This window comes from Polymorphobacter sp. (assembly GCF_048007885.1).
Lineage (GTDB): Bacteria > Pseudomonadota > Alphaproteobacteria > Sphingomonadales > Sphingomonadaceae > Sandarakinorhabdus.
Window position 1 is genome coordinate 2079201 of sequence record NZ_CP180346.1, and the last position, 25608, is coordinate 2104808.

Below are 25608 nucleotides of genomic sequence, written 5' to 3' on the forward strand. Positions count from 1 at the left end.
GGCCATGCATCGCAAGGAGCTTCGCCTCGCGCTCGTCTGCTACGGCGGCGTCAGCCTCGCCGTCTACATGCACGGCATCACCAAGGAGATCTGGAAGGTCAGCCGCGCCTCGATGCGCCGCCACCATCCGCAAGCCCACCCGCTGCCGCCCGCCGAAGACACCGAATCCGTCTATCTCGACCTGCTCGAAGCGCTTGGCCCCGAGCTCAACCTCACCGTCAGCACCGACATCATCGCCGGCGCATCCGCTGGCGGCATCAACGGCATCCTGCTGGCCCAGGCCATCGCCACCGGCCAGAGCCTCGAGCCGCTGCGCAGCCTCTGGCTCGACAGCGCCGATTCCGACCGGCTGCTCGATCCCGAAGCCGCATCGCGCCCGCTCTCCAAGCTCTGGGCGCTGCCGCTCGTCGCCTGGACCCGCCGCCGCGGCCTCGGCCTTGACGAGATGGAAGATGAGGAGGTGCATCAGGAAGCCGCTGACAAGCTCTCGCGGTTGATGCGCTCGCGCTGGTTCGCGCCGCCCTTCTCCGGCCCGGTCTTCACCGGCCTGCTCCATGATGCGCTCAAAGCCATGGAAGGGTCCGAGGCCACCCCGCCGTTGCTCCCCGCCCAGCAGCCGCTCGATCTGTTCGTCACCGTCACCGATTATCACGGCGCCGGCGTCCGCCTCGCGCTGCACAGCCCGCCCGAAATCACCGAGACCGAACACCGCCTCATCTTCGGCTTCCACAGCGCCGGCGCCGCGCCCGATGGCCGCCGCCATCTCGCCGACCCCGCCGACCTCACCTTCGCCGCGCGCGCCACTGCCTCCTTCCCCGGCGCCTTCCCCCCGGCGCGCCTGTCCGAAGTCGATGCGCTGCTCGCCGCGCGCGGCCTCGACTGGCCGGGCCGCGCCGCCTTCATCGCCAAAAGCTTCCCCGGCCGCGCCAATCCCGAAGCCATCACGCTGATCGATGGCTCGGTCATCAACGGCCGCCCCTTCGGCCCGGCCATCGAGGCGCTGGCCCATCACCGCGCCCACCGCGAGGTCGATCGCCGCTTCGTCTATGTCGATCCCCGCCCCGGCATGCACGCCGACCCGGCAGATACCGCAGCGCTGCCCGGCTTCTTCGCCGCCATCCTGCGCAGCCTCGCCGACATTCCCCGCCAGCAGCCCATCGCCGACAGCCTCGCCGCCATCGAAGGCCTGTCCGCCCGCGTCCGCCGCCTGCGCCAGGTCACCGAAGGCATGGCCCCCACCGTCGATGCCGCCATCGAAGCCGCGGTCGGCCGCCGCTTCTTCCTGTTCAAGATCACGCCCGCCCGCCTCGCCGAATGGCGCAGCAAGGCGCAGAGCGAGGCCGCGACCCGCGCCGGCTTCACCTATGCCGGCTATGCCCATCTCAAGATCGCCCGCCTCACCGAGGCGCTCGCCGCCATCCTCCACCAGCTCGGCGGCGGCCCGGCCGAGGCGCTGCGCCTCGCCCTCGCCCGCCATCTCGCCGAAAACGGCCTTGATCAGCCCGAACAGGCGCTGGCGCGGGACGGCGCCTCCTCGCCCTTCGTCATGCTGCTGCGCCGCTTCGACCTTGATTTCCGCGTCCGCCGCCTGCGCTTTGTCGTGCGCCGCATCAACGCGCTCAGAGCCGCCGGCCTGCCAAGCGCCGCTGAAGCCCCGCTCGAAGCGCTGAAATCAGGCCTTTATGCGCTCATCGACACGCATCTCATGCGCCGCAACCCGGCCCAACTCGCCGCCCATCCCGCGCTCGCCGGCGTCGATCTCGCCGATCCTGCCGCAGCGCTCGCAGCGCTCGATGCCGCGCTCGACCTCAAGGCGCTCGATATCGACTCCGACGCCCGTATCTGCGCCCTGTTCGATCAGCCGATGCCGCGCGCGCTGCGCCGTAGCCTGCTCAACGCCTATCTCGGCTTTCCGCTCTACGACATCGCCACCCTGCCGCTGCTCGCCGGCGATGGGTCCGACGAATTTGACGCGATCAAGGTCGATCGCCTGTCCCCGCTGGATTCGCCGCTGCTCGCCCATGTCGGCGGCCGCCAGCTGAAGGGCGCCCGGCTCAATGCCTTTGGCGCCTTCTTCAGCCGCGCCTACCGCGAGCATGATTATCTCTGGGGCCGCCTCCATGCCGCCGAGCGCATGATCGACATCATCGCATCGGCCGCGCCCGCCGGTCATGCCCCGGACCTCGCGCCCTTCAAGGCCCGCGCCATGCGCGCCGTGCTCGCCGCCGAGCGCGAGCATCTGCCGCGCTCCGCCGCCCTCATCGAGCAGCTGGAAGCCGCCCTGGGGCCAGACTCCCGCTCTGGCGACGCGCCGGCGTCCCCCAGATCCGCAGGTGATGAATGATGATCCACATGCCCAGCACCGTCGGCACCGCCCAGATCACCGGGTTGAACGCCTGATCGGGAAACATGTCGACCAGCCCCACCGACAGAAAGGCGGTATAGGCCGCGATCCCGCACGCCACCATCGCCTTCAGATGCTCGGGCACATAGTCCCCGCGCGCCACGTTGCTGCGGAACATGTAATGCATATAGGTCGTCGAGGTGCCGAAGCCGAGGAGCGAAATCCCGATCATCAGCGGCTGGCCGAGCAGCACACCGTGCACCAGGCAATTCAGCCCGGTCGCAAACACCGCCAGCTGCAGCGCCACCATCGACCAGTGCCGGTTCGCCTCATGCCGCCCCTTGTTGGCCACCACCCCCAGCCCATAGCGCGTCATGCTCACTGCCAGCACGGCGAGATAGATCATCATCCAGCCGAACAGCCCCCGATAAAGCGGCTCGTCGGTCAGCTGCGGATGCATCGCCAGCGGCCACACCACCGACAGCGCCCCCATGCCCAGCGCCTGCGCGCTCGCCACATAAATGGCGGCCGAAAACACCCGGCCCCAGCGCCTATGTGCCGGGCCGCCCTTGCGCGTCGCCACCGCCCCCCAGAAGGTCAGCAACGCGACCACGCCCGCGCCCACATGAACGGCCAGAAACAGGTTGAACAACCAAGGCATGATGCTGTCATGCGAAACCCCGCGCGGCGCTTCAAGCCCCAAGATGCACGGCTGCCCCGTCGCGGGCGCTTGCAACCCCGCCATGCCCGTGCTAGCCGCCCCGCGTCCGGGCCGACAACCGTCGCGCGCGGCCATCAACACTAACCAGCCGGAACCCGGACCCTTGGACCCTTCAACTGGCACCGCCCGCGCGAACATCGCCCAGGGCCTGTCCGGTCGCTATGCGACCGCGCTGTTCGATCTCGCCGTCGAGCACAAGTCGCTCGACGCTGTGCTCGCCAGCCTCGACCAGCTGTCGGGCGCCATCGCCGCGTCGGAAGATCTCGCCGCGCTCATTCACAGCCCCATGGTCAGCCGCGGTGCCGCCGCCGCCGCCGTCAAGGGCCTTGCGGAGGCGATGAAGCTCGATTCGCTCACCGGCAATTTCCTCGGCGTGCTGGCGCAAAACCGCCGCCTCGCCTCGCTGCCGCAGATCATCCGCGATGTGCGCGCGCTCGCCGCCGCCCGGCGCGGGGAAATCACCGCCAAGGTCACCAGCGCGCACGCGCTGACCAAGACGCAGCAGACAGCACTCGCCAAAAAGCTCAAGGCCGGCCTTGGCCGCGACGTCACCCTCGATATCACCCAAGATCCCGCCATCCTCGGCGGCCTCATCGTCCGCATCGGCTCGCGGATGATCGACTCCTCGCTCCGCACCCGGCTCGATCAGCTCGGCCAGGCACTGAAAGGCTAAACCATGGACATCAACGCCGCAGAAATCTCGCGCGTCATCAAGGACCAGATCGCCAATTTCGGCGCCGAATCGCAGGTCTCCGAAGTCGGTCAGGTGCTCTCGGTCGGGGACGGCATCGCCCGCATCCACGGCCTCGACAATGTCCAGGCCGGCGAGATGGTCGAGTTTCCCGGCGGCATTCAGGGCATGGCCCTCAACCTTGAAACCGACAATGTCGGCGTCGTCATCTTCGGCTCCGATTCCGAAATCCGCGAAGGCGACACCGTCAAGCGCACCGGCACCATCGTCGATGTCCCCGTCGGCAAGGGCCTGCTCGGGCGCGTTGTCGATGGCCTCGGCAACCCGATCGACGGCAAGGGCCCGCTCACCGACGTCAAGCGCATGCGCGTCGAGGTGAAGGCGCCCGGCATCATCCCGCGCAAGTCGGTGAACGAGCCGATGCAGACCGGCCTCAAGGCGCTCGATGCGCTCGTCCCCGTCGGCCGCGGCCAGCGCGAGCTCATCATCGGTGACCGCCAGACCGGCAAGACCGCCGTCGCCATCGACACCTTCATCAACCAGAAGGGCGTCAACGCCGGCGATGATGAGAGCAAGAAGCTCTATTGCATCTATGTCGCCGTCGGCCAGAAGCGCTCGACCGTCGCCCAGATCGTCCGCCAGCTCGAAGAAAATGGCGCGATGGAATATTCGATCGTCGTCGCCGCCACCGCCTCCGAGCCCGCACCCCTGCAGTTCCTCGCCCCCTATACCGGCTGCACCATGGGCGAATATTTCCGCGACAATGGCATGCACGCCGTCATCGCCTATGACGATCTCACCAAGCAGGCCGTCGCCTATCGCCAGATGTCGCTGCTGCTGCGTCGCCCGCCGGGCCGCGAAGCCTATCCCGGTGACGTCTTCTTCCTTCACTCACGCCTGCTCGAGCGCGCCGCCAAGATGAACGACGCCAATGGCGGTGGTTCACTGACTGCGCTCCCGATCATCGAAACCCAGGCCGGCGACGTCTCGGCCTATATCCCGACCAACGTGATCTCTATCACCGACGGCCAGATCTTCCTCGAAACCGAGCTCTTCTATCAGGGCGTTCGCCCGGCCATCAACGTCGGCCTCTCGGTCAGCCGCGTCGGCTCGGCGGCGCAGACCAAGGCGATGAAGAAGGTCGCCGGCACCATCAAGCTGGAGCTCGCGCAATATCGTGAAATGGCCGCCTTCGCCCAGTTCGGCTCCGATCTCGATGCCTCCACGCAGAAGCTGCTCAACCGCGGCAAGCGCCTCACCGAACTGCTGAAGCAGGGCCAGTTCCAGCCGATGCCGTTCGAAGAGCAGGTCGTCAGCATCTTCGCCGGCGTCAACGGCTTCCTCGACACCATCCCGGCTGACGCCGTCACCCGCTTCGAGGCCTCGCTGCTCGCCCATGTCCGCGCCGAACACGCTGCGGTTCTGGCTGACATCCGCGAGAAGAAGGACCTCTCGGCCGACACCAACGCCAAGCTGAAGACGCTCATCGGCGACTTCGTGAAGACGTTCGCGTAAACCCAGATGCCCAGCCTCAAGGCCCTCAAGAACCGGATCACCTCGGTCAAATCGACCCAGAAGATCACCAAGGCGATGAAGATGGTCGCCGCCGCCAAGCTGCGCCGCGCGCAGGAGGCGGCCGAGGCCGCGCGCCCCTATTCGGAGCGCATGGCCGCTGTCATGGCGTCGCTCGCCAGCCGCGTTCAGGTCGGCCCTGAATCGCCGAAGCTGCTGGCCGGCACCGGCAAGGATCAGGTCCATCTGCTCGTCGTCGCCTCCTCCGAGCGCGGCCTCGCCGGCGGCTTCAACACCAACATCGTGCGCCTTGCCCGCAAGAAGCTCATCGAGCTTCAGGGGCAGGGCAAGACCGTCAAGCTGCTGTTCGTCGGCAAAAAGGCCCGCGCCCCTTTCATGCGCACCGACAAGGGCTTGATCGTCGGCACCATCGATCAGACGCATATCAAGACGGTCGCCTTCTCCGATGCCAAGGCCATCGCCGACGAGATCACCAGCCGCTTCGAAGCCGGCGAATTCGACGTCGCGCACCTGTTCTTCTCGCGTTTCCGCTCGGCGCTGGTGCAGGAGCCGACCTGCCTGCAGATCATTCCCGCCGCCCTCCCGGCGCTCGCCGACAGCGCGCCCGCCGGTGACGCTCCGGCGGCCGTCGAATATGAGCCCGATGAAGAGGCCATCCTGACCGAGCTTCTGCCGCGCAACCTCGCCGTGCAGGTCTTCCGCGCGCTCCTCGAAAATGCAGCAAGCGAACAGGGCAGCCGCATGACCGCGATGGACAACGCCACCCGCAACGCCGGCGAGATGATCGACAAGCTCACCATCACCTATAACCGCACCCGTCAGGCCGCCATCACCAAGGAGCTGATCGAGATCATCTCCGGCGCCGAAGCCCTTTGAGGAGCACCACCATGGCCATCACCACCAACAATGTCGGTCGCGTCACCCAGGTCATCGGCGCCGTCGTCGATGTCCAGTTCGACAGCGATCTCCCCGCCATCCTGTCGGCGCTCGAAACCCGCGTCGAAGACCGGCGCCTCGTCCTCGAAGTCGCCCAGCATCTCGGTGAAAACACCGTCCGCACCATCGCCATGGACGCCACCGATGGCCTCGTGCGCGGCCAGTCGGTCACCGACACCGGCAGCCAGATCCGCGTCCCCGTCGGCCCCGCCACATTGGGCCGCATCCTCAACGTCATCGGCGAGCCGATCGACGAGCGCGGCCCGGTCAATTCCGACATGACCGCCCCCATTCACGCCAAGGCTCCCGAGTTCGTCGACCAGTCGACCGAAAGCGCCATCCTCGTCACCGGCATCAAGGTCATCGACCTGCTCGCGCCCTATGCCAAGGGCGGCAAGATCGGCCTGTTTGGCGGCGCCGGCGTCGGCAAGACCGTGCTCATCCAGGAGCTGATCAACAACATCGCCAAGGGGCACGGCGGCACCTCGGTGTTTGCCGGCGTCGGTGAGCGCACGCGCGAAGGCAATGATCTCTACTATGAATTCCTCGAAGCCGGCGTCATCGCGTCCGATGCCGACGGCAACGCCATCTCGGAGGGCTCCAAGGTGGCGCTGGTCTATGGCCAGATGAACGAGCCGCCGGGTGCCCGCGCCCGCGTCGCCCTTTCGGGCCTCACCAACGCCGAATATTTCCGCGATGTCGAAGGCCAGGACGTGCTGTTCTTCGTCGACAACATCTTCCGCTTCACCCAGGCCGGCTCGGAAGTGTCGGCACTGCTCGGCCGCATCCCCTCGGCCGTGGGTTACCAGCCCACGCTGGCCACCGACATGGGCCAGCTGCAAGAGCGCATCACCTCCACCAACAAGGGCTCGATCACCTCGGTGCAGGCCATCTACGTGCCCGCCGATGACTTGACCGACCCCGCGCCGGCCACCAGCTTCGCCCACCTCGATGCCACCACCGTGCTCAGCCGCCAGATCGCCGAGCTCGGCATCTATCCGGCCGTCGATCCGCTCGATTCGACCAGCCGCGTGCTCGAGCCGCGCGTCGTCGGCGAAGAGCATTACAAGGTCGCCCGCTCGGTTCAGGAAGTGCTGCAGAAGTACAAGTCGCTGCAGGACATCATCGCCATTCTCGGCATGGACGAGCTGTCGGAAGAGGACAAGCTCACCGTCAGCCGCGCCCGCAAGATCCAGCGCTTCCTCAGCCAGCCCTTCCATGTCGCCGAAATCTTCACCGGCACGCCCGGCGTCTTCGTCGGCGTCGAAGACACGATCAAGGGCTTCAAGGCCATTGTCGCGGGCGAATATGACCATCTCCCCGAAGCCGCCTTCTACCTCGTCGGCACCATCGAGGATGCCGTCGCCAAGGCCGAGAAGCTGGCGGCGGACGCCGCCTGATGGCCGCGACCCTGCAATTCGAGCTGGTCTCGCCGGAGCGCAAGCTGGCCTCCGAAGCGGTGGCCATGGTCGTCGTGCCGGGCGTCGAGGGTGATTTCGGCGTCCTGCCCGGCCATGCGCCGATGATGTCCACCATCCGCCCCGGCATCATCGAGATCTACGCCAACGAAGGCACCACGCCTTCCGCGCGCTACGAGATCGACGGTGGCTTTGCCGAAGTCACGCCCGAAGGCCTGACCATCCTCGCCGAGGCCGCCACCCGGCTCTAAGGCTGCTTGCGGCCCGCCTTCTCGGCCAGCCCCGACACGCCTTCGCGCCGCACCAGCTCGGTGCGGATGTCGTCCATGCTCAGCCCGGCATCGACCAGCAGCACGCACAGGTGAAACATCAGGTCGGCGGCTTCCGACACGATATCGCCGCGGTCGCCCTGCATCCCGGCAATCACCGTCTCCACCGCTTCCTCGCCCAGCTTCTGGACGATCTTGGCCCGCCCGCGCGCGGTCAGCTTGGCCACATAGCTGGTCTCCGGGTTGCCGTGCCGTTTGAGCTGGATCTGCGCCACCAGCCGGTCGATCACATCATCGCTCATGTCCGCCTCCGCACCCGCACGCCCGCTGCCGCCAGCGCCGCCTTGGCCTCGTCGATCGACGCCTCGCCGAAGTGGAAGATCGACGCCGCCAGCACAGCACTTGCCCCGCCCTGCTTCACGCCCGCCACCAGATCGTCAAGCCCGCCCACGCCGCCGCTCGCCACCACTGGCACAGGCACCGCATCGGCAATCGTGCGCGTCAGCGCCAGATCATAGCCCGATCGCGTCCCGTCCCGGTCCATCGAGGTCAGCAAGATCTCGCCCGCCCCCAGCGCCGCCGCTTCGCGTGCATAGGCAATGGCGTCAATGCCCGTCGCTCGCCGCCCGCCGTGCGTGAAAATCTCCCAGCTGTCGCCGCTCCGCTTGGCGTCCACCGCCACCACGACACATTGCTCGCCAAAACGGTCGGCCAGCTCGCGGATCAGCCCGGGCCGCGCCACCGCAGCCGAATTCACCGCCACCTTGTCGGCGCCCGCCAGCAGCAGCGCGCGCGCATCCTCCACCGAGCGCACGCCCCCGCCCACGGTCAGCGGCATGAAACACTGGTCGGCTACCGCCTCGACCATGTGCAAGAGCGTGCCGCGCCCCTCATGGCTGGCGCTGATGTCGAGAAAGCACAGCTCGTCCGCGCCCGCTGCGTCATAGGCCCGCGCTGCCTCCACCGGGTCGCCGGCATCGCGCAGGCTGACGAAATTCACCCCTTTCACCACCCGGCCCTCGGCCACGTCCAGACAGGGAATGACCCGGACCGCGAGCGTCATGACGCCAGCGCCAGCGCGTCGCCAAGGTCGAGCCGGCCATCATAAATGGCCCGCCCGGTGATCACGCCCTCGATATTCGGCTGCCCGCACAGGGCGCGAATGTCCTCAATCCCCGCCACACCGCCACTGGCGATCACCGGAATCCCCACCGTCCCCGCCAGCGCCACCGTGGCCTCGATATTGACCCCCTTCAGCATCCCGTCGCGCCCGACATCGGTGAACAACAGCGCCGCCACGCCCGCATCTTCAAAGCGCCGCGCCAGATCAACGGCCGTCACGCTCGACTTTTCCGCCCAGCCGCGCACCGCCACCATGCCGTCGCGCGCATCAACGGCCACCACCACCCGGCCCTTGTGCTGCCCGGCCAGCGCGCGCACCAGCGCCGGCTCCTCCAGCGCCGCCGTGCCCATCACCACCCGCCACACGCCCGCGTCGAGCCAGGCTTCGGCCTGGGCTGCGCTCCTGATGCCGCCGCCGACCTGCACCCGGCCCGGAAACGCCTCGACAATCGCGCGCACCGCCGCCCCGTTGCGGCTCTCACCGGCAAAGGCGCCGTCAAGGTCCACCACATGCAACGCCGTCGCGCCCGCCGCAGCGAAGCGCCCCGCCTGCCCGGCCGGATCATCGGCATAAACCGTCGCCCGCGCCATATCGCCCTCGGCGAGGCGCACCACCTGCCCGCCCTTCAGGTCAATCGCCGGATAAATCGTCAGTGCCAACGGCCGTCCTCCAGCCAGTGTTTCAGAAAGCCCTGCCCATAGGCCTGGCTCTTTTCGGGGTGAAACTGCACGCCGGTGATATTGGCCCGGCCAATGATCGCGGCAAACACCTGCCCATGGTCGCTGGTCGCGCGCACATCCTCGGGGCTGGCCGCCTCGAACACATAGCTGTGCACGAAATAGGCATCGCCCTCCTCAACCCCATTGTCCCGCGTCGGCGTCACCAGATTCCAGCCCATGTGTGGCACCTTCAGCCCCGGCGCCTCGATCCGCACCACCCGGCCCTCGATCCAGCCCAGCCCCTGATGCACGCCATGCTCATGGCCCTCGCTGGCCAGAAGCTGCATGCCCACGCAAATGCCCAGAAACGGCCGCCGCCGCTCGATCACGGCCTCGTGCAGCGCGTCCTCAAGCCCGTCGATGGCGCGCAGCGCGGTGATGCACTGGGCAAAGGCGCCGACACCCGGCAGCACGATCCGGTCGGCTGCCAGCAGTTCATCAGGCGCGCTGGTGATGTGCACGTCCGCCCCTGCCGCCGCCAGCGCGCGGCTGGCGGAACGAAGATTGCCGGCGCCATAGTCGATCAGCGCAACGGTGTCAGGCACCGTGATCGGCACCCGTGCCGATGCCCCGGGCAAGATCGCCACCAAGCGTCCCCTTGGTCGAAGGCACGGCGTCGGCCTTGCGCGCATCGATGCTCACCGCCGCGCGCAGGGCGCGCGCCACGCCCTTGAAGCAGCTCTCGGCGATATGGTGGTTGTTCACCCCGTAAAGCGTCTCGATGTGCAACGTGATTCCCGCGCCGCCGGCAAAGGCCGCGAAAAATTCCTTCACCATCTCGGTATCAAGCTCGCCCAGCTTCGGCTGGCTGAAGCCCGAGCGCCACACCAGATAGGGCCGCCCCGAAATGTCGAGCGCGACGCGCGTCAGCGTCTCGTCCATCGGGATCAGCGCATCGCCGTAGCGGGTGATGCCGCGCCGGTCGGCGAGCGAGCGCGCCACCGCTTCGCCCAGCGCAATGCCGCAATCCTCGGTGGTGTGGTGGCCATCGATATGCAGGTCGCCCTTGGCGGTCAGGCTGATGTCGATCAGGCTGTGCCGGCTCAGCTGCTCCAGCATATGGTCGAGAAAGCCGATGCCCGTCGAAACGCTGTAGCTGCCGTCCCCATCAAGGTCGATGGTCACGCTGATCTGCGTCTCCTTGGTGACGCGGTTGATGGTCGCTCTGCGGCTCATGCGCCGCGCCTAGGGCAAACGGGCGCGTCAGGCAAGAACCATGGCAGGCCGCCGCCGCCGCCGCGCGCTGGCGCCCACCAGCCCGAAGCCCATGATCAGCATCGCCCAGGCCCCCGGCTCGGGCACGAAGCCGGTCAGGCTGTCGATCCGGTAGCCCTGCCCAAGGTCACCGCCAAACAGCACATCGCCGCCCACCGCCGTGGTGAAGACGAAGCGGTCATAGCGCCCCGTCGGCGCCACGCTCAGGATCGTCGTGCCATTGTTGGCGCCAAGGTTGGTGAACGAAAGCGCCTGCCCGGCAAAGCCGGTCTGGATGCGGTCGTTGTAGCCAAGCAGCGTCAGGCTATCATCGGCATTGACGCCAAACAGCGCCATGGTGTCGTTCACATCGATCACCGAAAGCCGGAAGCCGGTGATGTTGAAGGCCGTATCGGCGCTCAGCAAAATCGCTTCGCGCGCCGCCGGCTGGTTGGTGTCGATCTGCGGGGCCGATGCGCCGCCGGTCACGCCGATGCCCGGCGCGGTCTGCTGAATGAGGCGCGTGCCGCTGGTAAACTCCGAAAAGCTCGTCAGCCCGCCCGGCGCCACCGTATAGTTCAGCGCCGTCGCGGTCACCGTCACGCCGCCATCGCTGCGCGTCACGCTGGCGACATTGGTCGTCCCCGAAGGCCCTGAAAAATCGAAGCTGACAACCGCCTGCGCCGGCCCATGGGCGGCAGCAGCCAGAACAAGCACAGGAAGGACAAGACGAGCAAACATGGAAAACTCCGCAGGACAAAGGCCCCGGCGGCTACCTTTCATTAGGCTTACGCTTCGTCAATATAGGGGCGTGGCAAATTAACTATCTTTGCGAATTCATTCGCACTGCCTTGCAATTGAAGGCCGGTCACTGCCCCGTCAGGCGGAATTTCTCCGGGTTTCGCCCCTGCGCGTCCGCATAAAAGCCCTGGATGATCGGCAGGTCGGCGGCATAATCCCCGCTCGGCCAGAAGGTCGCCGCCAGCGTCACCGTCTTCGTCGCATAGTCCATCACCGCAAAGGCGATCGGCACCCCTGCCCCCACGGCGATATGATAAAAGCCCGATTTCCACTTGTGCACCGTGTCGCGCGTGCCCTCGGGCGGAATCACCAGAATCAGCTCATCGGCAGCCGCAAAGGCGGCGATGCTGGCCGCCACCACATCATTGGACTTGCTGCGGTCGATGGGAATGCACCCCGACCAGCGCACCAGCCAGCCGAACGGCCCCTTGGTCAGGCTCGCCTTGCCCATATAGCGCAGCCGCGCCCGCCAGGCCCCGGCCGCCGCGATCATCCAGATGCCGTCCCAGTTCGACGTGTGCGGGGCCGCCGTGATCACCAGCTTCGCGTCTGCCGGCCAGTCGCAGCGGATGCGCCAGCCGCCGGCCAGCAGGAACAGCCGGCACAGCACATGCCACAGCGCCATGCCAAGGCTGGGGTTGGCCCGCGCCCGCGCGCTGGCCGGATCATGAACGACGAGGGTGCCGGGAGCTGCCACGGCTCGCCATACGAAGCCTGCCGCGCTTTGGCGAGCGCTTTTGCGCCGCAGGCTGAAGGGGGGTTGGCGCGCGCGCAGCCCGTCCTACATAGGCAGTCATGCTTGTGAAGGTTTTTTGATGTCCGACGAACTGCAATGGCACGGGACCACGATCGTCTCGGTGCGCAAGAATGGCCAGGTCACCGTCGCCGGCGATGGCCAGGTGACGATGGGCCAGACGGTGATGAAACCCAATGCCCGCAAGGTCCGCCGCCTGGGGCAGGACGGCGCCGTGATCGGCGGCTTCGCCGGCGCCACCGCCGATGCCTTCACCCTGTTCGAGCGGCTCGAATCCAAGCTCGAGCGCTTTCCGGGCCAGCTCACCCGCGCCGCCGTCGAACTGGCCAAGGACTGGCGCACCGACCGCTATCTGCGCCGCCTCGAAGCGATGATGATCGTTGCGGATGCCGATGTCACGCTGGTGCTCACCGGCACCGGCGATGTCCTTGAGCCGCAGGGCGGCATCGCAGCCATCGGCTCGGGCGGCAATTATGCGCTCGCCGCCGCCCGTGCGCTCGCCGATTCCGGCCTTGATGCCGAAGCCGTGGCCCGCCGCGCCATGGGCATCGCTGCCGAACTGTGCATCTACACCAACGATCAGCTCACCGTCGAAACCATCGCCGCCTCGACAAGCAGCGGCGGGAGCGCCCAATGAGCGGGATGGACAGCCTCACCCCGCGCGAGATCGTCGCCGCGCTCGACCGCCACATCGTCGGCCAGGATGACGCCAAGCGCGCCGTCGCCGTGGCCATGCGCAACCGCTGGCGGCGCATGCAGCTGGAAGACGACCTGCGCGACGAGGTCAGCCCCAAGAACATCCTGATGATCGGCCCCACCGGCTGCGGCAAGACCGAGATCTCGCGCCGCCTCGCCCGCCTCGCCGGCGCCCCCTTCCTCAAGATCGAGGCGACCAAATTCACCGAGGTCGGCTATGTCGGCCGCGACGTCGATTCGATCGTCCGCGATCTGGTCGAGGAATCGATCCGGCTGGTCCGCGACGAGCGCCGCCTCGGCGTCCGCGATGCCGCGCTCGAAGCCGCCGAGGCGCGGCTGCTCGATGCGCTGGTCGGCCGCGACGCCAGCGAAGCCACCCGCCTCGCCTTCCGCCAGCGCCTCTATGCCGGTGATCTGAAGGACCGCGAGGTCGAGCTGGAGATGGCTGACAGCGGCCCCAGCTTCGACCTGCCCGGCATGGGCCCCGGCCAGGTCGGCATGATCAACCTCTCCGACATGCTCGGCAAGGCCATGGGCGGCCGCACCCGGCGGCGCAAGCTGCCGGTCGAGGCCGCGCTCGAAGCGCTGGTCGCCGAAGAGAGCGACAAGCGCCTCGATGATGACGAGATCGCCCGCGAAGCCGTCCGCCGCGCCGAGGCCAATGGCATCGTCTTCCTCGACGAGATCGACAAGATCGCCGTCTCCGACGTGCGCGGCGGCTCGGTCAGCCGCGAAGGCGTTCAGCGTGATCTGCTGCCGCTCATCGAAGGCACCACGGTCGCCACCAAGCACGGCCCGGTCAAGACCGACCATATGCTGTTCATCGCGTCTGGCGCCTTTCATGTCTCCAGCCCGTCCGACCTGCTCCCCGAACTGCAGGGCCGGCTGCCAATCCGCGTCGAGCTGAAGGGTCTGGTCTATGCCGATTTCCGCCGCATCCTGACCGAGACCGAAGCCTCGCTGATCCGCCAATATACAGCGCTCCTCGCCACCGAGGGGGTCAGCGTCGCCTTCGCCGAAGACGGCATCGATGCCATCGCCCGCACCGCCGAGCAGGTCAACGCCAGCGTCGAGAATATCGGCGCCCGGCGGCTTCAGACGATCATGGAGAAGCTGCTCGAAACCCTGTCCTTCGAAGCCAGCGAGCGCAGCGGCGACACCGTCACCATCGACGCCGCCTTTGTCGAAACCGAGCTCGGCGCCATCGCCCGCAACACCGATCTGTCCAAATTCATCCTCTGAAGCGGCGCAATCGCCCAGCCGTGCCAGAAACCGTTCAACTTGGTCTGAGCTGCAATTGACAATCATGACATAGCCTCTAAGCGAGTTAAGCAGGTCTTAACGAGAGGCGCGGTGTTGCGCAGGGTTGCAACCGAAGATGTGGTGCCGGTGTTCGAGCCGGTCCGGCTCCGCCCGGCAGACCGGCGCGCCGTGCTGCTCGGCTGCACTGGCGAGTTGCGTGAGCAGCTCGCGCTGATGCTCGATCTGCTCGGCTGGCAGGTCGATGAAGCCCCGCAAGCCGCCCAGATGCCGGCCACCGGCTACCGCCTGCTGTTCATCGATCCCGCAGAGGTCGAAGATACCGATCTTGCAATTAATAGCTCCGAACTGGTTGTATTCCTGGGCCGGGCGCCGAGCCATGGCCGCTCCATTATCACTGGAAAATCAATCATTTGGCTCAAGACGCCGCTCGACATCGTCCAGCTTGAGCATGTCATCGTCAGCGCCGGATAGCTTTGTAAGAAACTATCAATCCAAATTGACGGCGGTTCGACCCCCGCGCCTTCAAGGCTTTTGCAATAACTGGTGACGGCTCTGGAGGGAGCGCCAGTTCTTCAACTCGGTTGGGGGCAACCCATGAATGCCATCGTGCATGGCGGTCTCTCCACGGGCAATGTCGCCCGCCTCGGATCCAGCGCCGCCACAGACAGATCCTCCCTCAGCGCGCCGCCCGCCGCGGCCGCCGAGCCCATGGCGTCAGCCGCCAATGACGGCAGCACCATCGCCGTCCAGCCCGGTGACACGCAGGATGTCGCCGCCCTCAAGCAGCGCCTCGCCGTGCTCACCCGCCAGCTCGCCGAGGAAATCGCCAAGATCTCGGAGGCCGGAGAGAGCGCGGCCGCCACCCCGGACACCATCCGCATGCTGCTCCGCCGCGAGATCAAGGCCCGCCGCCTGCGCGAGCGGATGCTGCCCGAGGGCCTGTTCGCCGATCCGGCCTGGGATATCCTGCTCGATCTGACGCTGGCCCGGCTGGAAGGCCGGCAAACGCCGGTCTCCAGCCTCTGCATCGCCGCCAGCGTTCCCACCACCACGGCGCTCCGCTGGATCAAGACCCTGCTCGAGCGCGGCCTCATCGAGCGCCGGCCCGATCCCGATGATCGCCGCCGCCACTATATCCACATATCCGAAACGCCGTTCGAGACGATGATGACGCTGATGGCCAGGCGCGCCGCCGAGGGCAGCCCCGCCTGACCTCCAACTGGGCCCGCCCTATCCGGCGAAATAATGCTCATAGGCGGGCAGCGTCAGAAACGGCTCCAGTTCGTCGGCCAGAATCAGCGTCTGCAACACCTCTGCCGCCTCGCGGTACTTGCCCGCCTCGAAGAAATTGTCGCCCACTTCGCGCCGCCACACCGCCAGCTGCCCCTGCACGGCCTGCTCGATCAGCGATGCCGTCACCGGCTCGCCGCTGTCCAGCGTCACATGCTGGGTGCGCCACTGCCAGAGCTGGGTGCGGCTGATCTCGGCGGTCGCGGCATCCTCCATCAGATTGTGCAGCGGCACCGCCCCCTGCCCGCGCAGCCACGCCGCGATATAGCCGATGCCCACATTGATGTTGTTTTCGAGCGCGCCGATCGTCTTCGGCCCCTCGGGTGCGGCCGTCAGCGCCGCGCGGGTCGCCCGGCCCTCGGGCAGCTTGTCCAGCTGGTTCGGCCCCGGCATGAACCGGTCAAACACCTCGCGGGCAAGGGCCACCAGCCCCGGATGCGCCACCCAGGTGCCGTCATGGCCCAGCTTCGCCTCGCGCTCCTTGTCGGCGCGCACCGCGGCAAAGGCCTTTTCATTGGCCGCCTCGTCATTCTTCACGGGAATGAAGGCGCTCATCCCGCCCATCGCATGGGCGCCGCGCTTGTGGCAGGTGCGGATGATGTGCGCGGCATATTCAGCCATGAACGGGCTGGCCATGGTCACCGCCGCCCGGTCCGGCAAAATCTTGCTCGGGTCGTTCTGGAACGTCTTGATATAGCTGAAGATATAGTCCCAGCGCCCACAGTTCAGCGCGGTGATATGGTCGCGCAGCTCATACAGGATCTCCTCCGCCATGAACGCGCCCGGCAGCGTCTCGATCAGTACGGTGGCGCGGATCGTGCCCAGCGGCAGCCCCAAAACAGACTGCGCCAGCCGGAAGACATCGTTCCACAGCCGCGCCTCAAGATAATGCTCCATCTTGGGCAGGTAGAAATAAGGCCCCGCGCCATGCTCGATCAGCGCGCGCGCATTGTGGAAGAAATACAGCCCGAAATCGAACAGCGCGCCTGACATCCGCTCGCCGTCGATGAGCAGATGCGCCTCATCCAGATGCCAGCCGCGCGGCCGCGCGATCAGCGTGCAGGGATTGTCAGACAGCTTATAGCTCTTGCCCTTGTCCTCCAAGCTGATCGTCCGGTGCGCGGCGTCGCGCAGATTGACCTGCCCCTGCACCATCACGTCCCAGGTCGGCGCCGAGGCGTCCTCAAGGCAGGCCATGAAGCATTGCGCACCCGAATTGAGCGCATTGATCACCATCTTGCGGTCGCACGGCCCGGTAATCTCCACCCGCCGATCGACCAGCCCGGCCGGCGCGGGCCGCACCTTCCATGTCGGGTCATCGCGCACCGCCGCCATTTCGGGCGGAAAATCGATGGTCAGCTCGCCGCTGTTATAGGCCGCCTGCGTCGTCGCGCGCGCGGCGAGCAGCGACTGGCGGGTCGGCTCGAAGCTGCGATGCAACAGCGCCAGAAAGGCGAGCGCCGGCTCGGTGAGGATGGTGTCATAGCCCGGAGCGAGCGGCGCGGTGATCTTGATGCTCATGTCAGTCCTTTGTGAAGCGAAAGGGGGTGAGACCACGAATATGTTCGTCGAAAGCGAGATGCGCAGATGCGGGCGGCAATCCTCTCTGGCGGCAATCGGCGCGGTGGCAGGCCACGCACCCGGGGCCTATTGGCACGGCCGGTCCGCTCAGGTCCAGCCCGGCCGACCAGGCCAGCGAGGCCGCATGGCGCGCCTCCGCGCCAATGCCGATGGCGAAGATCGGCGGCTGCGAGCCCCAGGGCCCCGCCGTCGTCCTCACCGTGCGCGCCAGCGTCAGAAAGCGGTGGCCATCCTCCAGCTCGACCAGCTGGCGCTGCATTTGGCCGGGTGCTGCAAAGGCGCCGTGCAGGTTCCACAGCGCACAGCCCGATTGGCCGGGGCGCGGCAGCGGCGAGGGTGAAAAGGGCGCAAACCGCTTCGAAATCGTCCCCGCCCGGTCAATGCGGACCAGAAAGAACGGCACCCCGCGCGCGCCCGGCCGGCCCAGCGTCGTCAGCCGGTGCGCAATCTGCTCCAGCCCGCGCCCGAAGCGCGCCTGCAACAGCTCGACATCATAGCCCGTCGCCTCGCACGCGGCCAGAAACCGCCCATAGGGCATCAAAATCGCCGCCGCCGCATATTTGGCCAGCGCCTGCACACCGGCGCGCCGCGCCAGCGGGGTTGGCAGCGCGCCTGCCGCCGCCTCGATCTGCGGCTTCAGCTCGATGAGCGCCAGCTGCACAGCGGCGGCAAAGCTGCGCGAGGCCGCATCCAGGCTCTCCGAAAGCTGGAGCTGCCGGGCATGAAGGTCGAGCCGGCGCAGGCTGGTCGACAGCACATCCATCGGCATCACCCGCACCGCCAGGCTGTGCCGCGCGCGCAGCCGGTCCACCACCGCGGCCCCCAGATCGCCGCCCGAAAGCCGCAGCTCGTCCGCCAGCACCTCGGCGGCACTATCGATCTCGGGAAAATGATTGCCGCAGCCCTCCAGAAGCGCCAGCACCTGCGTCAGCGGGCTCTCCGGCGGCGCGTCCTGCGCCGGCGCCGTCTCCGCCAGCCGAATGAGCGCCTGGGCAATGCTCGGCTGGCGCGCGGCGAGGTCGCGCAGCTCGGCGCGTGGCACATCGATGCCGATCAGCCGAGGGTCTGTGAAAATCTTGACAAGCGCCTCGGCGGCCTCCGAGGTTTCGCCGTCGGCCAGCGCCCGCAGGTCAAGGTCATAGGCGCCCGCCAGCTTGAGCAGAAACGCCGCCGACAGCGGCCGCTGGTCACGCTCGATCAGGTTGAGATAGGAAATGCTGATGCCGAGGTCCGACGCCATGCGCGTCTGGGACAGGCCACGCGCCGTGCGCAGCGCGCGCACGCGCTGTCCAGCGAAAAGCTTGCGGGTCATCTGTTCAGTCAAGACTTTTACACTTTGACAAATAAATCTGACGAAATGGGCACGTTTTTACACGATTCTTTGACCTATCAGCGTTGACCTACGCCGCCGGGGCGCGCATCGCAAGGGGGTAGGCAAGACCGGGCAGACAAGTCCCGGCGGCTCACGGTTCATGGGGAGGCGGCGGCGTCGGGCGCCTGTTCGACGCCGCCATTCACTTAATCGAGACGGAGTCTGTCATGGCGTACAAGGATCACATCGAAGCCACCGCAAAGCTGATCGGCAGGCACGGCGGCACATGGGACGGCATCAACCCCGAGAGCGTGGCGCGCATGCGCCTGCAGAACCGCTTCCAGACCGGGCTCGACATCGCCCGCTACACTGCCGCCATCATGCGCCGCGACATGGCCGCCTATGATGCCAACCCGGCCAATTACACCCAGTCGCTCGGCTGCTGGCACGGCTTCATCGGCCAGCAGAAGATGATCTCCATCAAGAAGCATTTCGGCTCCACCAAGGGCCGCTATCTCTACCTCTCCGGCTGGATGGTCGCAGCGCTGCGCTCCGAATTCGGCCCGCTGCCCGACCAGTCGATGCATGAAAAGACCAGCGTCCCGGCGCTGATCGAAGAGCTTTACACCTTCCTGCGCCAGGCCGACGCCCGCGAGCTCGGCCTGATGTTCCGCGATCTCGACGCCGCGCGCGCCAGCGGTGATCAGGTCAAGGCCCAGTCGCTGCTCTCGGCCATCGACAATTACGAAACCCATGTCGTCCCGATCATCGCCGACATCGACGCCGGCTTCGGCAATGCGGAAGCCACCTATCTGCTCGCCAAGAAGATGATCGAGGCCGGCGCCTGCGCGCTGCAGATCGAAAATCAGGTCTCGGACGAAAAGCAGTGCGGCCATCAGGACGGCAAGGTCACCGTGCCCCATGAAGACTTCCTCGCCAAGGTCCGCGCCTGCCGCTACGCCTTCCTCGAGCTCGGCGTCGAAGACGGCATCATCGTCACCCGCACCGATTCGCTCGGCGCCGGCCTCACCAAGCAGATCGCCGTCTCAAACGCGCCCGGCGACATCGGCGACCAGTACAACAGCTTCCTCGACTGTGAGGAGATCGACCCCGCCACCGCGCGCAACGGCGATGTCATCCTCAACCGGAACGGCAAGCTGCTGCGGCCCAAGCGGCTGCCCTCCAACCTGTTCCAGTTCCGCCCCGGCACCGGCGAAGACCGCTGCGTCCTCGATTGCATCACAAGCCTGCAAAACGGCGCCGACCTTCTCTGGATCGAGACCGAAAAGCCGCACATCGCCCAGATCGCCGGCATGGTCGACCGCATCCGCGACGTCGTGCCCAACGCCAAGCTGGTCTACAACAATTCGCCCAGCTTCAACTGGACGCTCAACTTCCGCCAGCAGGTCTATGATGCCTGGGTCGAAGCCGGCAAGGATGTCTCGGCCTATGACCGCGCCAAGCTGATGAGCGTCGATTACGACACGACCCCGCTCGCCGCCGAAGCCGATGAGCGCATCCGCACCTTCCAGCGCGACGCCAGCGCGCGCGCCGGCATCTTCCACCATCTCATCACCCTGCCGACCTATCACACGGCCGCGCTCAGCACCGACAATCTCGCCCGCGACTATTTCGGCGACCAGGCCATGCTCGGCTATGTCAAGAACGTCCAGCGCGCCGAAATCCGGCAGGGCATCGCCTGCGTCAAGCACCAGAACATGTCCGGCTCCGACATCGGCGATGACCACAAGGAATATTTCGCCGGTGAAGCGGCCCTCAAGGCCGGCGGCGCTCATAACACGATGAATCAGTTCGCGGCGTAGCGCGGCGCGCAATAGCGAAGCTATTGCAAGACTCGCGCAAGCCCGGCCGGCGAGCGAAAAAGAGCGGCCCCCAAGGCCGCCCTTTTTTGACTCGTCCGACGGCGCGGCTCCGCCGCGCTCTTCCTTCTCAAACCCCACCAAACTCGCCCCACGGCCCAAATCAGCGGCTCAACAGCCCCCCGCGCCTCTTCCCGCAAGCAACGCCCTCGGCTGCTGCGGCTCCGCCGCAGCCCGGACCATGCCCGCCTAATGCGCCAGCCACGCCCCCATCGCCGTCCCGAAGTCCGGCTTGGTCACCGCGCTCATATGATTGCCCGGAATCGACACATGGCTGGCATTGGGCAGCACCGTCGCCAGATCGGCCGCGCTGCCATTGTCAAAGTCCTCGGCCCCCGCAATCACCAGCGTGCGCGGGGTCAGCCCGGCCAGCACCGCCTCAGGCGTCGAGAGCTGCGCGCGCAGCACATGCGCCACCGCCGCACCATTGATGTTGTTCTGCCGCATGAACGCCTGCGCCGCATGTTCGGCGGTGCCGGCAGGAAACCGTTCAGTGGCTTCGATTACGCGCAGGAAGAACTCCCCCCGCGCGCCGCCGCTGGTCAGCCCGGCAAGCCCCATGCCCGCCAATATCACCCGCCCCGGCGCCGGAATCCGCCCCCGCGCCAGCAGCCGCACCACGGTGCGCGCGCCCAGGCTGTAGCCGCCCAGATCATAATCGCTCAGCTCCAGATGCTCGATCAGCGCCTCGATGTCGCTGGCCAGCACATCGGGCGGATACAGGCCGGCATCCTCGGGCGCGTCGCTGTCTCCGTGCGCGCGAAAATCGGGCATGATAAGATAATGGCCACGCCCGGCCAGCTCGGCTGCGGTGCCAAATTTCACCCAGTTCATCGCCGCGCTTGAAAACAGCCCGTGCAGCAGCAACAGCGGCCGGTCCTTCGCATCGCCCATCTCGTGCACCGCCAGCCGCGTGCCGTCCGGCGTCTTGAAGTGCCTCACGCCGCCTCGCCGCTGCGCAACCCGGCATAGACCACCGCCGGCAGGATCGCAGCCCCGCTCCAGGCAATCAGCTCAAAAGCAGCAAAAAGCAGCGGGTGCGGCCCCGGCAGGGTGGCCAACAATACCGCGGACGGCGCCAGCGCCAGCCCGAGGATCAGCCCCAGAATCAGCGTGCGGTCGCGGTTGCCCTGCGTCAGCGCCGCCGCCCGCCTGAGCGCCGCAACCGGTCCCAGCCGCTCCACCACCGCCGCCGGCACGGCCGGCATCAACGCCCCCAGCGCCCAAAGCCCGGCGATCATCAGCAGCGTCTGCAAGGCAAAGCCCTCGCCGGTGCCGTGCACGGCAAACAGCCGCAGCGTCAGCCCCATCACCACCGCGGCCCCTACCAGCAGCGCCACCTTCAGCCCCGGCTGGGCGCGGCGCAGCCCCTCCTGCACAAAGGCGCGCGGCGCAAGCGCCCGCCCGGTCAGCCGCGCCACCACACCCCAGCTCACCAGCGCCAGATAGAGCATCGCCAAGACTGCGCGCAGCGTCGTCACCAGCGTCGCCACATCGGCGCCGTAGCCGCCCTCGGGCGCCAGCCACCGCGCCGCCAGCCCGGGCAAGGACACCAGCAACGCCCCCCCGATCAGAATCGCCACAAGGTCAGCGCGTACCGCCTGTGCGGCCCGGTATAGCGCCAGCAAGACGTCAAGGCGGCCCCGTTCGTTCAAGCCCCCAAACTCATCCGGCCTGGCCCGCCCGCGCCGCGCGCGCCTCCGCCACCGCCGATTTCAGCGCCTCATAGCCGACCGCGCCCGAAAGCACGCGCTCGCCCACGATATAGCTCGGCGTGCCGGTCAGCCCCAGCGCCCGGCCCAGCTCAAGGTTCCGGCGCACCTCAGCCTGAAGCTCGGGCGCAACCAAAGATTTGGCCGTGCGCCGCTCATCCAGCCCGGTGCTGCGCACCGTGGCGATGATCCGTTCATGGCTCAGCTTGCCCGGCCCCTCGAAGAGCGCATCATGAAAGGCGACATAGCGCCCCTGCTGTGCCGCCGACAGCGCCGCCATCGCCGCCTCTTCAGACGCCGGAGACAGCACCGGGAAATCGCGGAACACGACCCTGAGCCCCTTGTCCTCGCCCACCAGCCGGGCGACGTCCTTCGCCCCTTTCTTGCAATAGGGGCAGGCATAGTCCGAAAATACCACCAGCGTCACATCGCCCTTGGCATTGCCCGCCCACGCCCCGGCAAAGGGCGTCTCGATCTCGGTGCGGTTCGAGGCCAGCAGCCGGCTTGCCTCGCGGCTCTGCAGCCGGGTCATCGCCTCGGGAATGATCTCGGGGTTGGCCAATATATAGTCGCGCACGATCTTCTCGATGGCCGCGCGCCCCTCAGGCGTCGCCTCGCTCGGCGCAGCATTCTGCGCCAGCACGGCCCCCCCGATGCCAGCCGCCACCAGCGCGGCGAGCAGCCATGGCAGCGGCACGCTGCGGTCGAGAAAGGCTTTCAGGCGAGGAGTCATCAGCGGCGTTTCTTTCGGCTCATGCGGTCAAAATCGTCAGCAGCGGCAAGCGCAATGTCGTCAGCGCGAATCCAGTCGGGCGTCCCCTTCGGCAGGCCGTCCCTCGCGATGCGCGCATTCATCATCGCGCCCGGCACATTGCCTTGCAAGCTCAACCTCTCGGCCGTCGCCAGCGCGGCGCGCGGCTTGTCGCCGGTGCGGTCATAGATGACTCCCAGCTGATACCAGGCAAAGGGGTTCGACCGGTCGCGCTGCACGGCGCGCCGCAGCAGCGTCTCCGCCTCGCCGAAAAAGGCCTCAGTCTCCGAGGCGATCAGCGCATGGCCGAGCAGCGTCATGATCAGCGGCTCGTCGGGCGCGCTCTTCACAGCCGCGCGCAGCGTCGGAATGGCCTCGTCCACCCGCCCCGACTCGAGCAAAATCTGCCCCTTCAGCTCCAGAAAATAGGGGTCGTCTGGCGCCTTCCTCAGCAGCGCATCGGCTTCCGCTACTGCGGCCTCCACATAGGCGCTGCGATGCCAAGCATAGGCGCGCGCATAATGGGCGGGCACGGATTTGTCATACTCCGGATAGAGCTGCATCACCCGCGCCGGCTCCTCGACAAAGCCGGTCAGCTTGCCCTTGATGCGGGCAAAGCGTGCCTCAAGCGCGGCCGGCCGCGGCCGGTCCCAGGCCGGGTCGCCCTGATAGACATCGCGCAGATTGGCGATGCGCGTGCCTGACAGCGGGTGGGTGCGCGCATATTCATTGTTCTGCGGGATGGCGAGACGAAACTCCTGCCCCTGCAGCTTCTTGAAAAAGTCGATCGAGCCCTTGCCCGAAATCCCCGCCAGCCCGAGGTAGCGCGCCCCCGCCTGGTCGGCCCGGCTCTCCTGGTCGCGGGTGAACGACAAAAACTTCCCCATCGCCGCCGTCTGGCCCATGCCCAGAAGCGCCATGCCCGCCTCGCCCGCGCCCGCCGCCACAGCGGCGGCAGCACCCAGCAGACTGAGCAGCGTGATTCGCGTCGCCGGCCCTGCGCCCTCGCCAAAGCGCACCCCGTGGCCGCCGGCAATATGGCCCAGCTCATGCGCCATCACCCCTTCCACCTCGTTCACATCATCGGCCGCCATGATCAAACCGGAATGGAAAAACACATTCTGCCCGCCGGTCACAAAGGCGTTGATCGAGGGGTCGCCCACCAGCACGATCTCCACCGAGCGCGGGTCCAGCTGGGCCGCCTCGATCATCGGCCGGGCCAGGTCGTCAAAGAAGCGCTCGGTCTCCGCATCGCGCAGAATCGACTGCGCCGCCACCGGCTGGGCCAGCAGCGCTGCGGCTGCAAGAAGGGCGAGTGGAGCACGCATGACCAAGGCCCTATCCTTTAGCACGGCTGAACCCCCCCTTAAACGATTCCCCTAAACCAGCTGTCCCTGCAGCAGCGCCGGCAGCTCGCCGGTCTCGCCGCGCGCCTCGGCCATGAAGCGCGCTTTCAGCGGCGCGATGCGCTCCACCGCCGCCAGCCCGAAGCGGCGCACGGCGGCCGCCGGCCGCCCCGGCACGGCAAACAACCGGTTGAGCCCATCGGTCACCGCGCCGACCATCGAATTGTCGAGCCGCCGCCACGCCGAATAGCGCGCCAGCACATCGGGATGGCCAATATCTTGCCCGGTGCGCAGCGCCTCCACCAGAACCTGCGCCAGCGCCGCCACATCACGGAAGCCCATGTTCAGCCCCTGACCCGCAATCGGGTGAATGCCGTGCGCCGCATCGCCCGCCAGCACCAGCCGGTGGGTGTAATAGCTGCTCGCGTGATGATAGCCGAGCGGCCACACCGCCTGGCGCGCAATCACCTCCACCTCGCCCAAAGTGCCGTCGATGCGCTTCTCGATCTCGGCCGCGAGCGCGCGCGGCCCCAGCTTGGCGCTTCCGGCGGCGGCATGGTCGTCCACCGTCCACACGATCGCGCTGCGCGGTCGCCCATCCTCATGGTCGCGCATCGGCAACAACGCCAGCGGGCCGGACGGGTAAAACAGTTCGCACGCCACCTCGCCGTGCGGCACGCTGTGTGCCACCATCGTCACCAGCGCATTGTTGGGATAGGACCAGGCGGCGATATTGATCCCCGCCGCCGCCCGCGTCGCCGACCGTCGCCCGTCCGCCGCAATCGCCAGCGGCGCATGCAAGCGCCGCCCATCCGCCAGCGTCAGCGTCGCCTCATGGTCGCCGCGCACCAGCCCCGCCACCTTGGCCGGCGCAATCAGCGTGATCCGCTCGTCCGCCTCCACCGCCGCCATCAGGGCTGCACGCAGCAGCCGGTTTTCCAGCATGATGCCCAGCGGCTCATTGCCCTCGCCCGCGTCGAAATGCAAAAATTGCGGCGCCGTGCCATCGGTCACCCGGATGGCGCGAATGGCGCAGCCGTGCGCCTCCAGCACAGGCCCCACGCCGATCGCGCCCAGCATCCGGGCGGACGCGCTGGCAATGGCGCTCGCCCGCCCGTCAAAGCCGGCATTCAGCGTCGTCGCCAGGTCGGCGGTGTCGACCATGATGCTCGTCACATCATGCGCGGCCAGCGCCAGCGCCACCGTCGAGCCGATCAGGCCCCCGCCGATAATCAGAACATCTGCATGCGAAACTGTGGTCATGCGCCCACATC

Annotated in this window: 26 protein-coding genes; 11 read left to right on the plus strand and 15 right to left on the minus strand. The window is 67.3% G+C overall.

From position 1 onward, the window contains the following. Positions 1 to 4: 4 nt before the first annotated feature. On the plus strand, positions 5 to 2344 hold the full coding sequence (locus ACMVO5_RS09930) for a patatin-like protein (protein ID WP_416907355.1): 2340 nt from the start codon (positions 5 to 7) through the stop codon (positions 2342 to 2344). On the opposite strand, the gene ACMVO5_RS09935 is transcribed toward ACMVO5_RS09930, so the two are convergent. Next, positions 2259 to 3089 carry a hypothetical protein gene (locus tag ACMVO5_RS09935; RefSeq protein WP_416907356.1) on the minus strand — a complete coding sequence of 277 codons (831 nt, stop codon included), beginning with the start codon at positions 3087 to 3089 and terminating at the stop codon, positions 2259 to 2261. The two genes, ACMVO5_RS09930 and ACMVO5_RS09935, sit on opposite strands and share 86 nt — an antisense overlap. Before the next feature lie 79 nt (positions 3090 to 3168). On the opposite strand from ACMVO5_RS09935, the gene ACMVO5_RS09940 reads away from it, so the two are divergent. From ACMVO5_RS09940 to ACMVO5_RS09960, 5 genes are read left to right on the plus strand one after another with little or no spacing between them, the layout of a single operon-like run. Next, positions 3169 to 3738 carry a F0F1 ATP synthase subunit delta gene (locus tag ACMVO5_RS09940; RefSeq protein ID WP_416907357.1) on the plus strand — a complete coding sequence of 190 codons (570 nt, stop codon included), beginning with the start codon at positions 3169 to 3171 and terminating at the stop codon, positions 3736 to 3738. Positions 3739 to 3741: 3 nt separating this feature from the next. Next, complete coding sequence (gene atpA / locus ACMVO5_RS09945) at positions 3742 to 5271, plus strand: F0F1 ATP synthase subunit alpha (RefSeq protein ID WP_416907358.1); 1530 nt, start codon at positions 3742 to 3744, stop codon at positions 5269 to 5271. Between the two features lie 6 nt (positions 5272 to 5277). Beyond that, positions 5278 to 6165, plus strand: coding sequence for a F0F1 ATP synthase subunit gamma (locus ACMVO5_RS09950; protein WP_416907359.1), 888 nt, complete (start codon positions 5278 to 5280; stop codon positions 6163 to 6165). An 11-nt stretch (positions 6166 to 6176) separates the two neighbouring features. Further along, positions 6177 to 7625, plus strand: a complete 1449-nt coding sequence (atpD, locus tag ACMVO5_RS09955; protein WP_416907360.1) for a F0F1 ATP synthase subunit beta — start codon at positions 6177 to 6179, stop codon at positions 7623 to 7625. Next, a complete protein-coding gene (locus tag ACMVO5_RS09960) occupies positions 7625 to 7894 on the plus strand; it encodes an ATP synthase F1 subunit epsilon (protein ID WP_416907361.1) in 270 nt (89 codons plus the stop codon). The genes atpD and ACMVO5_RS09960 overlap by 1 nt, the downstream gene beginning before the upstream one ends. On the opposite strand, the gene ACMVO5_RS09965 is transcribed toward ACMVO5_RS09960, so the two are convergent. From ACMVO5_RS09965 to ACMVO5_RS09995, 7 genes are all read right to left on the minus strand, one after another. Continuing rightward, positions 7891 to 8214, minus strand: a complete 324-nt coding sequence (locus ACMVO5_RS09965) for a phosphoribosyl-ATP diphosphatase (RefSeq protein ID WP_416907362.1) — start codon at positions 8212 to 8214, stop codon at positions 7891 to 7893. The two genes, ACMVO5_RS09960 and ACMVO5_RS09965, sit on opposite strands and share 4 nt — an antisense overlap. Further along, positions 8211 to 8975, minus strand: coding sequence for an imidazole glycerol phosphate synthase subunit HisF (hisF, locus tag ACMVO5_RS09970; protein ID WP_416907363.1), 765 nt, complete (start codon positions 8973 to 8975; stop codon positions 8211 to 8213). The genes ACMVO5_RS09965 and hisF overlap by 4 nt, the downstream gene beginning before the upstream one ends. Beyond that, complete coding sequence (gene hisA, locus ACMVO5_RS09975; RefSeq protein WP_416909352.1) at positions 8972 to 9688, minus strand: 1-(5-phosphoribosyl)-5-[(5-phosphoribosylamino)methylideneamino]imidazole-4-carboxamide isomerase; 717 nt, start codon at positions 9686 to 9688, stop codon at positions 8972 to 8974. Before hisA ends, hisF begins: the two co-directional genes overlap by 4 nt. Beyond that, positions 9685 to 10311 (minus strand): imidazole glycerol phosphate synthase subunit HisH, encoded by a 627-nt coding sequence (hisH, locus tag ACMVO5_RS09980; protein ID WP_416909353.1) that lies wholly within the window; start codon positions 10309 to 10311, stop codon positions 9685 to 9687. The genes hisA and hisH overlap by 4 nt, the downstream gene beginning before the upstream one ends. After that, entirely contained in the window at positions 10292 to 10930 is a 639-nt protein-coding gene (gene hisB, locus ACMVO5_RS09985) for an imidazoleglycerol-phosphate dehydratase HisB (RefSeq protein WP_416907364.1), read from the minus strand. Before hisB ends, hisH begins: the two co-directional genes overlap by 20 nt. A gap of 27 nt (positions 10931 to 10957) precedes the next feature. Beyond that, positions 10958 to 11689, minus strand: coding sequence for a PEPxxWA-CTERM sorting domain-containing protein (locus ACMVO5_RS09990; protein ID WP_416907365.1), 732 nt, complete (start codon positions 11687 to 11689; stop codon positions 10958 to 10960). Positions 11690 to 11816: 127 nt separating this feature from the next. After that, complete coding sequence (locus tag ACMVO5_RS09995) at positions 11817 to 12446, minus strand: 1-acyl-sn-glycerol-3-phosphate acyltransferase (protein ID WP_416907366.1); 630 nt, start codon at positions 12444 to 12446, stop codon at positions 11817 to 11819. A 118-nt stretch (positions 12447 to 12564) separates the two neighbouring features. Here ACMVO5_RS09995 and hslV point away from each other — a divergent pair, with 118 nt between their 5' ends. The 4 genes from hslV (at position 12565) to ACMVO5_RS10015 (ending at position 15674) form a co-directional block, all read left to right on the plus strand. Continuing rightward, complete coding sequence (hslV, locus tag ACMVO5_RS10000) at positions 12565 to 13140, plus strand: ATP-dependent protease subunit HslV (RefSeq protein WP_416907367.1); 576 nt, start codon at positions 12565 to 12567, stop codon at positions 13138 to 13140. Continuing rightward, on the plus strand, positions 13137 to 14441 hold the full coding sequence (gene hslU, locus ACMVO5_RS10005) for an ATP-dependent protease ATPase subunit HslU (protein WP_416907368.1): 1305 nt from the start codon (positions 13137 to 13139) through the stop codon (positions 14439 to 14441). The genes hslV and hslU overlap by 4 nt, the downstream gene beginning before the upstream one ends. Before the next feature lie 114 nt (positions 14442 to 14555). Then, positions 14556 to 14933 (plus strand): hypothetical protein, encoded by a 378-nt coding sequence (locus ACMVO5_RS10010; protein ID WP_416907369.1) that lies wholly within the window; start codon positions 14556 to 14558, stop codon positions 14931 to 14933. A 123-nt stretch (positions 14934 to 15056) separates the two neighbouring features. Beyond that, entirely contained in the window at positions 15057 to 15674 is a 618-nt protein-coding gene (locus ACMVO5_RS10015) for a MarR family transcriptional regulator (protein WP_416907370.1), read from the plus strand. An 18-nt stretch (positions 15675 to 15692) separates the two neighbouring features. Here ACMVO5_RS10015 and aceB read toward each other — a convergent pair whose 3' ends face one another. Then, positions 15693 to 17273: a malate synthase A gene (gene aceB, locus ACMVO5_RS10020; RefSeq protein ID WP_416907371.1), complete on the minus strand. Its 1581-nt coding sequence runs from the start codon at positions 17271 to 17273 to the stop codon at positions 15693 to 15695. A 1-nt stretch (position 17274) separates the two neighbouring features. Further along, a complete protein-coding gene (locus ACMVO5_RS10025; protein ID WP_416907372.1) occupies positions 17275 to 18645 on the minus strand; it encodes a helix-turn-helix domain-containing protein in 1371 nt (456 codons plus the stop codon). 227 nt (positions 18646 to 18872) lie between these two features. On the opposite strand from ACMVO5_RS10025, the gene ACMVO5_RS10030 reads away from it, so the two are divergent. After that, positions 18873 to 20468, plus strand: coding sequence for an isocitrate lyase (locus ACMVO5_RS10030; RefSeq protein WP_416907373.1), 1596 nt, complete (start codon positions 18873 to 18875; stop codon positions 20466 to 20468). A 246-nt stretch (positions 20469 to 20714) separates the two neighbouring features. Here the strand turns inward: ACMVO5_RS10030 and ACMVO5_RS10035 are convergent, their stop codons facing one another. Genes ACMVO5_RS10035 through ACMVO5_RS10055 form a run of 5 tightly spaced genes read right to left on the minus strand, consistent with a single transcriptional unit; the run spans position 20715 to position 25597 of the window. Further along, positions 20715 to 21467, minus strand: coding sequence for an alpha/beta fold hydrolase (locus ACMVO5_RS10035; protein ID WP_416907374.1), 753 nt, complete (start codon positions 21465 to 21467; stop codon positions 20715 to 20717). Continuing rightward, entirely contained in the window at positions 21464 to 22180 is a 717-nt protein-coding gene (locus ACMVO5_RS10040; protein ID WP_416907375.1) for a hypothetical protein, read from the minus strand. Before ACMVO5_RS10040 ends, ACMVO5_RS10035 begins: the two co-directional genes overlap by 4 nt. A gap of 10 nt (positions 22181 to 22190) precedes the next feature. Beyond that, the gene (locus ACMVO5_RS10045) at positions 22191 to 22970 is read right to left on the minus strand and encodes a DsbA family protein (RefSeq protein WP_416907376.1); all 780 of its coding nucleotides are present in this window, start codon (positions 22968 to 22970) and stop codon (positions 22191 to 22193) included. Then, positions 22970 to 24316 carry a M48 family metalloprotease gene (locus tag ACMVO5_RS10050; protein WP_416907377.1) on the minus strand — a complete coding sequence of 449 codons (1347 nt, stop codon included), beginning with the start codon at positions 24314 to 24316 and terminating at the stop codon, positions 22970 to 22972. Before ACMVO5_RS10050 ends, ACMVO5_RS10045 begins: the two co-directional genes overlap by 1 nt. 51 nt (positions 24317 to 24367) lie before the next feature. Continuing rightward, the gene (locus ACMVO5_RS10055) at positions 24368 to 25597 is read right to left on the minus strand and encodes an FAD-dependent monooxygenase (protein ID WP_416907378.1); all 1230 of its coding nucleotides are present in this window, start codon (positions 25595 to 25597) and stop codon (positions 24368 to 24370) included. Between the last annotated feature and the right edge of the window lie 11 nt (positions 25598 to 25608).

What these genes read in the sequence shown, in the direction of transcription:
- ACMVO5_RS09950 (WP_416907359.1), top strand. Translation starts at nt 5,278, where the DNA reads ATGCCCAGCCTCAAGGCCCTCAAGAACCGGATCACCTCGGTCAAATCG.
- ACMVO5_RS10055 (WP_416907378.1), bottom strand. Translation starts at nt 25,597, where the DNA reads ATGACCACAGTTTCGCATGCAGATGTTCTGATTATCGGCGGGGGCCTG.
- ACMVO5_RS09990 (WP_416907365.1), bottom strand. Translation starts at nt 11,689, where the DNA reads ATGTTTGCTCGTCTTGTCCTTCCTGTGCTTGTTCTGGCTGCTGCCGCC.
- ACMVO5_RS09965 (WP_416907362.1), bottom strand. Translation starts at nt 8,214, where the DNA reads ATGAGCGATGATGTGATCGACCGGCTGGTGGCGCAGATCCAGCTCAAA.
- ACMVO5_RS10050 (WP_416907377.1), bottom strand. Translation starts at nt 24,316, where the DNA reads ATGCGTGCTCCACTCGCCCTTCTTGCAGCCGCAGCGCTGCTGGCCCAG.
- ACMVO5_RS09935 (WP_416907356.1), bottom strand. Translation starts at nt 3,089, where the DNA reads ATGGCGGGGTTGCAAGCGCCCGCGACGGGGCAGCCGTGCATCTTGGGG.
- ACMVO5_RS10015 (WP_416907370.1), top strand. Translation starts at nt 15,057, where the DNA reads ATGAATGCCATCGTGCATGGCGGTCTCTCCACGGGCAATGTCGCCCGC.
- ACMVO5_RS09960 (WP_416907361.1), top strand. Translation starts at nt 7,625, where the DNA reads ATGGCCGCGACCCTGCAATTCGAGCTGGTCTCGCCGGAGCGCAAGCTG.
- atpA (WP_416907358.1), top strand. Translation starts at nt 3,742, where the DNA reads ATGGACATCAACGCCGCAGAAATCTCGCGCGTCATCAAGGACCAGATC.
- ACMVO5_RS10030 (WP_416907373.1), top strand. Translation starts at nt 18,873, where the DNA reads ATGGCGTACAAGGATCACATCGAAGCCACCGCAAAGCTGATCGGCAGG.
- ACMVO5_RS10045 (WP_416907376.1), bottom strand. Translation starts at nt 22,970, where the DNA reads ATGACTCCTCGCCTGAAAGCCTTTCTCGACCGCAGCGTGCCGCTGCCA.
- ACMVO5_RS09930 (WP_416907355.1), top strand. Translation starts at nt 5, where the DNA reads ATGCATCGCAAGGAGCTTCGCCTCGCGCTCGTCTGCTACGGCGGCGTC.
- hslU (WP_416907368.1), top strand. Translation starts at nt 13,137, where the DNA reads ATGAGCGGGATGGACAGCCTCACCCCGCGCGAGATCGTCGCCGCGCTC.
- hisB (WP_416907364.1), bottom strand. Translation starts at nt 10,930, where the DNA reads ATGAGCCGCAGAGCGACCATCAACCGCGTCACCAAGGAGACGCAGATC.
- atpD (WP_416907360.1), top strand. Translation starts at nt 6,177, where the DNA reads ATGGCCATCACCACCAACAATGTCGGTCGCGTCACCCAGGTCATCGGC.
- aceB (WP_416907371.1), bottom strand. Translation starts at nt 17,273, where the DNA reads ATGAGCATCAAGATCACCGCGCCGCTCGCTCCGGGCTATGACACCATC.
- hslV (WP_416907367.1), top strand. Translation starts at nt 12,565, where the DNA reads ATGTCCGACGAACTGCAATGGCACGGGACCACGATCGTCTCGGTGCGC.
- hisF (WP_416907363.1), bottom strand. Translation starts at nt 8,975, where the DNA reads ATGACGCTCGCGGTCCGGGTCATTCCCTGTCTGGACGTGGCCGAGGGC.
- ACMVO5_RS10025 (WP_416907372.1), bottom strand. Translation starts at nt 18,645, where the DNA reads ATGACCCGCAAGCTTTTCGCTGGACAGCGCGTGCGCGCGCTGCGCACG.